Source organism: Corallococcus llansteffanensis, assembly GCF_003612055.1.
In the GTDB taxonomy this organism is placed as follows: Bacteria; Myxococcota; Myxococcia; order Myxococcales; family Myxococcaceae; genus Corallococcus; species Corallococcus llansteffanensis.
Genome location: NZ_RAWB01000588.1, coordinates 1 through 6,123, shown reverse-complemented (window position 1 = coordinate 6,123; position 6,123 = coordinate 1). Strand labels below are relative to the sequence as shown.

The 6,123-nt window shown below is 70.5% G+C and carries 5 protein-coding genes; 4 read left to right on the top strand and 1 reads right to left on the bottom strand.

All coding sequences use genetic code 11. The annotated features are described in order from the left end of the window. Nucleotides 1-42 precede the first annotated feature (42 nt). The 4 genes from D7V93_RS35840 to D7V93_RS35825 all read left to right on the top strand — a co-directional run bounded on the left by D7V93_RS35840 (nt 43) and on the right by D7V93_RS35825 (nt 5,329). Complete coding sequence (locus D7V93_RS35840; RefSeq protein WP_120647637.1) at nt 43-1,605, top strand: hypothetical protein; 1,563 nt, start codon at nt 43-45, stop codon at nt 1,603-1,605. A 70-nt stretch (nt 1,606-1,675) separates the two neighbouring features. After that, nucleotides 1,676-2,779: an alpha/beta fold hydrolase gene (locus tag D7V93_RS35835; RefSeq protein ID WP_244237707.1), complete on the top strand. Its 1,104-nt coding sequence runs from the start codon at nt 1,676-1,678 to the stop codon at nt 2,777-2,779. Nucleotides 2,780-2,871: 92 nt separating this feature from the next. After that, a complete protein-coding gene (locus D7V93_RS35830; protein WP_120647635.1) occupies nt 2,872-3,387 on the top strand; it encodes a GNAT family N-acetyltransferase in 516 nt (171 codons plus the stop codon). A 373-nt stretch (nt 3,388-3,760) separates the two neighbouring features. Beyond that, nucleotides 3,761-5,329 carry a protein adenylyltransferase SelO gene (locus D7V93_RS35825; RefSeq protein WP_120647634.1) on the top strand — a complete coding sequence of 523 codons (1,569 nt, stop codon included), beginning with the start codon at nt 3,761-3,763 and terminating at the stop codon, nt 5,327-5,329. 41 nt (nt 5,330-5,370) lie between these two features. Here D7V93_RS35825 and D7V93_RS45405 read toward each other — a convergent pair. Beyond that, on the bottom strand, nt 5,371-6,123 hold a 753-nt coding region (locus D7V93_RS45405), incomplete at its 5' end, for a hypothetical protein (RefSeq protein ID WP_158623937.1).

Sequence of the window (6,123 nt, the reverse complement as noted above, 5' to 3'; positions counted from 1 at the left end):
AGATGGGCCCGCTCCGGGCCGTCTGCCCAGAAGGAGCTCCCCATGAGACTTCGTTCCTGCCGCCGCCTGGCGCTCACCGGCCTCGTGTTGCTGGCCACGGGCTGTATGACGGGCCCGCTCAACGGCACCACCACCGAAGCGCAGCCCCAGGGAAAGGAGTTCGTCTTCCAGGGCTACCACAACCAGCCCGCCATCCCCATCCAGGTGCAGGTCCTCAAGGACGCGGAGGCCGACCCGGCCCTGGCGGCCAACTGGGTCGTCATCGCCAACACCGTCACCAGCACCACGGCCAGCTACTACAACAGCCCGGATCCGCTCTACGCCTGGAGCGTCAAGGGCACGCCCGTGACGGCGCCCGCCAACGCGGCACGCTGGCCCGTGGGTGGCGTGCTGCGGGTGCGCGCCCTGGCCAAGGACCCGGATGGGGACCGGCTGCTCACCACCTTCGACGACGTGACGTTCTCCGACTGCCTGGGCGAGCACGCGGGCGAGGAGTGGTCCCAGGTGGGCGCCGCCTGCGAGGGCATGGGCATCCAGACCGCCTCGGTGGTGTCCACGCTGCTCAGCCCCGTGGACGCCGCCACCCCGCCGGACTACCTGGGCCGAAAGGGCACCATCTCCGTGAAGGAGACCGGTGATTACTACAAGCAGATCAACGCCCCCGATACCTTCGCGCTCTTTCTCAGCACGTATGGCTTTGATGGGACCGAGGACACGGCCACGTACTTCAACGAGGGGGACCTGGGCATCGGCCGGGAGATGCACTGCAAGCCCATCAACAGCGGGCGGGGCACGGCGTGCTACGTGAAGAACTACGCCGCGCGGGACGCCAACAACAAGCCCATCTTCGGGGGGGATTCCAACGCCGCGCTGGCGGACGCGGTGGCCCGGACGAACGCCTTCGCCACCGTGGCCATGGTGTACATGCCGCCCCGGGAGGCTCCCAACAGCGTGAAGTTCATGGTCTATGACGGCGTGGGCAAGCTGTCGCCCACGGCGGTGTTGGACAACCAGGGCAAGCGCGTGTCCATCCCCAACAACTGCCTGTCCTGCCACGGCGTGAACGCGAACTATGACGCGGGCTCGAAATCGGTGTCGGGCGCGAGCTTCCTGCCCTTCGACGTCTTCAGCTTCCGCTACTCCTCCGCGCCGGGCTTCACCTTCGCGGCCCAGGCGGACGCCCTGCGCCGGCTGAACGCGCGGGTGTTGCTCACGAAGCCCGCGAAGGGCATCACCGACTTCATCAACGGCACGTATGCGCCGCACGCGGCGAGCGACCCCGCGGCGGTGGCGAACGACACCTATGTGCCCGTGGGCTGGACGACCACCCGCAAGCACGGGGTGGGGCTCTACAAGGGCGTCGTGAAGCAGTACTGCCGCACGTGTCACATGTCGGCCAACCACGCGGACGATGCCGGCCTGGCCGCCTACGACTTCCTGGAGTCCGCCGACTTCGACTTCTTCAAGTCCGCCATCAAGGCCGACGTCTGCGACCCCTCGCACCAGATGCCGCAGGCCGAGCACGTGATGAAGAAGATGTGGAAGAGCGGGGCCCGCGGCTACCTCGTGACGGGGTTGAACCTGCAGACCGCCTGCAAGCCGTAGCGGCGACGGAGGCCCACCTCCCTGGGGCCGTTCTGGCAGTATCCAGCGCGGACCCCCAGAGGAGGCCGTGGTGAACCTGCACCCGAGTCGTGTGACTGTCGTTGGAATCCTGGGACTGCTGGGGGCGCTCGTCGCGGGCGACGCCGGGGCGGAGGTGACGCGGGCGGAGTTCCTCGTCCCCGCCGAGCCGGGCATCGAGGTATCCGTGCGCGAGGTGAAGGACACCGGGATGCAGGTGGCGAACCTTGCCCCCCTCATCCTGGTGCACGGCGGGCGCGTCCCGGGGCGGGCGTCCTTCGACCTTCCCGTGGAGGGAGGCTCGCTCGCGGCCGACCTCGCGCGCGCCGGGCACGCCGTCTACGTCATGGACGTGCGGGGGTACGGCGGCTCCACGCGGCCGCAGGCCATGGGCGTGCCCGTGGCGGGCCCTCCGCTGGTGGGCTCCCACGAGGTCGTCCGGGACGTGCATGCGGTGGTGGGCTGGGTGCAGGCGCGCACCGGCCAGCGCCGCGTCGGACTCCTGGGCTGGGCCACCGGTGGGCACTGGGCGGGGATGTACGCCAGCCTCCACCCGGAGGAGGTGAGCCACCTCGTCATGCTCAACGCGCTGTACGCGGGGAGTGCCGAGCACAAGCTGCTGGGGCGTGGCACGGACCTCGAGGATCCCAAGCGGCCAGGGCGCTTCAACGCGGAGGGGCAGGGTGCCTACCGGTGGCACCCGGCGGCGTCGCTGGTTGGCGTCTGGGACCGCACCATCCCGTTGGAGGACAAGGCGCAGTGGAGGGATCCGGCGGTGCTCGAGGCCTACCAACGTGAAGCGCTCGCGAGCGACCCGCTGGCGGCCACGCGCACGCCCGCGGCCATGCGGGCTCCGTCCGGGGCGCTGGAGGACAGCTTCTACCTGGCCACCGGCCGTCAGCTCTGGGACGCGGCCTCCATCACCGCCCGCGTCCTCATCCTCCGCGCGGAGAGCGACTTCTGGAGCCGGCCCGAGGACGTCACCCGCCTCCAGGAGCACCTGGTCCACGCGGCCAGCGTGAAGGCCGTGGTGCTCCCGCAGGCGACGCACTTCGTCCACCTGGACCGCCCGGAGCGGGGACGCCGCGTCCTGCTGGACGAGGTCACCCGCTTCACCGGCGCGAAGAGGGGCGCACCGGCGCGGCCCGCGAAATAGGGCCGCGCCTCATGCTCCAGGGGCCTGTTTTCAGAGCCAGGGTGGTTTCTACGCCGTCGCTGGAGCGTGGGTGGGTCGCTAGGATGCCAGGGATGATTTCCATCCGGAGAATTGAACAGGCGACCCCCGCCGAGCGCGAGGGGCTCATGGAACTGCTCATCGACACGGTGGACAGCGGCGCGTCGGTGGGCTTCCTGGCGCCGCTCGCGCCCCAGGCCGCGGCGGAGTACTGGCGGGACACCCTGGCGTCCCTGGGGCCGGGGAAGGTGCTGTGGGTCGCGGAGCAGGAGGGGCGCATCATCGGCTCCGTGCAGCTCGCGCCGTCCCTGCGGGAGAACTCGCCGCACCGCGCGGAGCTCCAGAAGCTGTTCGTGCACTCGAGCGCCCGGGGGCAGGGGCTGGGGTCGCGGCTCCTGGGCGAGGTGGAGCAGTTCGCCCGGAGCCGGGGCATCACCCTGCTGGTGCTCGACACGCTGGCGGGTTCGAGGGCAGAGGCCGTCTACCAGCACCTCCAGTGGCAGCGGGTGGGAGAGGTCCCCGGCTGGGCGAAGGACAACGACGGCGTCCTGCGCCCCACCGTGTACTTCTTCAAGACCCTGAGTCCGTGATGGCTCCCTGGAGTCCGTGGCACGACCTGCGGCTCAGCCGGAAGCTCCCTGGGCCGCCAGGCGCCGGGCAGGCAAGGCCCGGGGTGTCGCGGCAGGCCTTCCAGTGGCAGCTTTTGCCCAGGGTTTGATTTGGGGTTCCCAGGTGCGTGCCTTCTTGGCTGCCCACCAGAGTACCCCCCGCCCTCCTGGACCCACGTCCAGGGGGGCGTCCCTTGATGGGAGCTGGCGTTCGGCCTCGAGCAAGACGAGGTGGGGCCCGTGCTCACGACGCTGGGCAGGCCTCCTCGCGTGGGGGATAAGGTCAACCATGCGGAGGCCTTCTTCGAGGTGACGGCCGTGGAGGGCGTCGCCTGGTCGGCCTGAGGAAGTCACCATGCTCCACTTCACCTCCCGCTTCATCGACTCCACGCCCGGCGACCCGCTCTCGGACACCCGGTCGCGCCAGGTGCACGGGGCGCTCTGGTCCCGCGTCCAGCCCACGCCCGTCTCCGCCCCCCGGCTCGTCGCCCTCTCACCGGAGATGGCGAAGCTCTTGGGGCTGGACGAGGAGGCCCTGCGCTCCGAGGCGTGGGTGCGCGTGCTCTCCGGCAACGCGCTGGAGCCAGGCATGGTGCCGTACGCGGCCAACTACGGCGGGCATCAGTTCGGCCAGTGGGCGGGACAGTTGGGGGATGGTCGGGCCATTGGTCTGGGGGAGCTGCGGGCCCCTGACGGCAGGCTCTACGAGCTGCAGCTCAAGGGCGCGGGCCGGACGCCCTACTCGCGCCGCGCCGACGGGCGCGCGGTGCTGCGCTCCTCCATCCGCGAGTTCCTGTGCAGCGAGGCCATGCATCATTTGGGCGTGCCCACCACGCGTGCGCTGTCGCTCGTCGCCTCCGGGGACGCGGTCGTCCGGGACATGTTCTACGACGGGCATCCCCAGGAGGAGCCCGGCGCCATCGTCTGCCGCGTCGCTCCGACCTTCCTGCGCTTCGGCAACTTCGAGCTGTGCACGAGCCGGGGGGAGGTGTCGCTGCTCAAGCAACTGGCGGACTACACGCTGACGCACTTCTTCCCGGAGCTGGGCCCGCCGTCGAAGGAAGCCTACGCCGCCTTCTTCAGCGAGGTGGCGCGCCGCACCGCGAAGCTCATCGCGCACTGGCAGGCAGTGGGCTTCGTGCACGGCGTGATGAACACCGACAACATGTCGATCCTGGGCCTCACCATCGACTACGGGCCCTACGGCTGGGTGGATGACTTCGACCCTGACTGGACGCCGAACACCACGGACGCCGAACACGGCCGCTACCGGTTCGGCAACCAGCCCGCCATCGGGATGTGGAACATCGAGCGGCTGGCCGTCGCGCTGATGCCGCTCTTCGAGGGCGACGAGAGCGTGTTCCAGGCGGGGCTGCTCGAATACCAGCGCACGCTGAACACGGAGATGACGGCGCGGTACGCGGCGAAGCTGGGCCTGTCCACGCTGGTGGACGACGCGGACGTCGAGCGGGTGAATGCGTGTCTGGCGTGGCTGGCGCAGGAGGAGACGGACATGACCCTCTTCTTCCGCGGCCTGTCCCGCGTGGTGGTCGCGCCCACCGCGCCCACCGTGTTTCCGGACGTGCTGCGCGAGGCCTTCTACGGGCCGGTGCCCGAGCCCCACCTGGCCCGCGGCCTCCAATGGCTGACGTCGTGGTGGGAGCGCACGCGGCGCGAGGGCGCGGACCCGGCGGAGCTGGCGCGCCGGATGGACGCGGTGAATCCGAAGTACGTCCTGCGCAACTACCTCGCCCAGGAGGCCATCGACGCGGCCCACGAGGGCGACGACTCGAAGGTGCACCTGCTGCTGGACGTGATGCGACGTCCCTTCGACGAACAGCCGGGCCGCGAAACGTACGCGGCCCGGCGGCCTGACTGGGCCCGGTCGAAGCCCGGCTGCTCCGCGCTGTCGTGCAGCTCCTGACGTCTCCGGGCTGGCCCGGGGCGCGGGAAGTCGCGCGAGGGCTACGGGGTGACGCGGAAGGACCGCAGCTGCGCGGGATACAGGGACAGGGTCAGCTTGCCATTGACCGCTGAGACGGGAGCGCCCGTCGCCGCGTCCGTGACGGTGCCCGTGACGGGCAGGGTGATGACGACGTCGTCGGCCTGGACCACGCCCGTGTTCACGACCGCGAGCCAGGTGCCGTGCGGGGGCGCGGAGATGGAGCGCACCACCACGGCGGGGTTGGACGCGGCGTTGGGCACCACCTGGCTGGGCAGCGCCGGGAGCGCGAGGAAGGCCTGGTTGAAGGCGCGCGCGTACTCGGGGAAGCCGTGGTTGAAGCTGGAGCTCGCCAGGTAGCCGATGAAGCGGGGATCGCCATTCGCCACGGCCCGCGCCTCGGAGAGCAGCGAGTACGGCCCGGCGTGCTCCACGTCGGTGACGAAGTAGCCGAGCAGCTGCTCCGAGCCCTCCGTCATCGCGTCCTCGTTGAGCGTGAAGTGGCGCACCATCGCGAGGCCCGCGCCGCTGCGGAACGCGTTCAGCGCGGCGGGCCGCCCCACGGTGTAGGCGTGGTTGAAGCTGTACGTCAGCGCGCCCTTGCTGTCGGCCGTGTAGTGCCCCGGATCATTCCAGGGGTCGGAGTGCTGCCACTCCCAGCCGCCCCACGTGCTGCGCGGCAGGACGAGGGCGTTGAGGTGCCGGTCCTCACTGAGGGCGCGGTCCAGGCTCGTCACGGACTTGCCCAGGTTGAGCCAGGGGGCGGGGTTCTGGGC

Bases quoted from the DNA above. Each gene is read 5' to 3' on its own strand.
- D7V93_RS35840 (WP_120647637.1), top strand. From the start codon at position 43: ATGAGACTTCGTTCCTGCCGCCGCCTGGCGCTCACCGGCCTCGTGTTG.
- D7V93_RS35825 (WP_120647634.1), top strand. From the start codon at position 3,761: ATGCTCCACTTCACCTCCCGCTTCATCGACTCCACGCCCGGCGACCCG.
- D7V93_RS35830 (WP_120647635.1), top strand. From the start codon at position 2,872: ATGATTTCCATCCGGAGAATTGAACAGGCGACCCCCGCCGAGCGCGAG.